Below are 1,084 nucleotides of genomic sequence, written 5' to 3' on the forward strand. Positions count from 1 at the left end.
GCGTTGGGCTCGAAGGCGATGGTGCCGACGGTGGCGACCGTCGGCGTCGGCGAGGCGCCGGCGCGGTCCGCCAGGAAGCCGATCACCCGCGCGGCGGCGACGCCGGCATCGCGGCGCATCGACATCGGCGTTGTGCCGGCATGGTTGGCCTCGCCCTCGATCGTGATGCGCTGCCAGGAAATGCCCTGCAGGTTTTCGACCGCGCCGACGGCGATGCCCTCGCGCTCCAGCACCGGCCCCTGCTCGACATGCAGTTCGACATAGGCACGCGGCTTGAGGAAGCCGGGCTCGTGCCTGCCGGCATAGCCGATGCGCTCCAACTCCTTGCCCAGCACCGAGCCGTCGGTGCCGACCGAGGCCAGCGCCTCGTCAAGATCCCGGCCGCCGGCGAAGACCAGCGAGCCCATCATGTCAGGCGAAAACCGCACGCCCTCCTCGTTGGTGAAGGCCGCTACCACGAGCGGGCGCGCCGGCGTAAAGCCGGCCTCCTTCAAACTCTCGATCGCTTCGAGGCCGGCAAGGACGCCATAGCAGCCGTCATAGATGCCAGCGTCGATCACTGTGTCGATATGCGAGCCGAGCATGACCGACGGCTGGCCGGCATTGGCATCATCCTGCCAGATGCCGAAGATGTTGCCGATGCGGTCGACGGCGACTGCGAGCCCTGCGTCCTGCAGCCAGCTGACGAGGCGGTCGCGGCCGAGCTTGTCCATGTCGGAAGCGGCGACACGCACCAGCCTGCCCTGCGCATCGCGGCCAAGGCTGCCGAGCTCTTCGATGCGGCCAAGAAGACGGTCGGCGTTGATCGTCAGATTGCTCATGCCGGCTGCCTCGCCCGCGCAACCTCTTGCGGCGCCATCCCGACCAGGTCGGCATAGCGGCCGGGATCGGTCGCGCCTTCGGAGTTGATGATGAGCACGCGCGAATGGCTATCGAGGTGAAGCGCCGCCCGCATCTTGCTGTCACCGGCAGCGCGGATCAACCCGGCGAGCCCCGCCCCGCCGCTCTCGCCGGAGACGATCGCCGGATCATCGCCTGAAGGCCGGGCCAGGCGGTTCATCACCGAAACCGCGTCTTCCTCGTC

General features: G+C 68.5%; 1 protein-coding gene and 1 pseudogene. Both read right to left on the reverse strand.

The window, feature by feature from the left end:
* On the reverse strand, positions 1–821 hold an 821-nt coding region (locus tag EOA33_RS36545; RefSeq protein ID WP_127407785.1), incomplete at its 3' end, for a hydantoinase/carbamoylase family amidase.
* Positions 818–1,084: pseudogene (locus EOA33_RS36550) on the reverse strand (diaminopropionate ammonia-lyase); the annotation flags it as partial. The gene EOA33_RS36545 and the pseudogene EOA33_RS36550, both read right to left, overlap by 4 nt.

It is taken from the genome of Mesorhizobium sp. M4A.F.Ca.ET.050.02.1.1 (genome assembly GCF_003997725.1).
Lineage (GTDB): Bacteria > Pseudomonadota > Alphaproteobacteria > Rhizobiales > Rhizobiaceae > Mesorhizobium.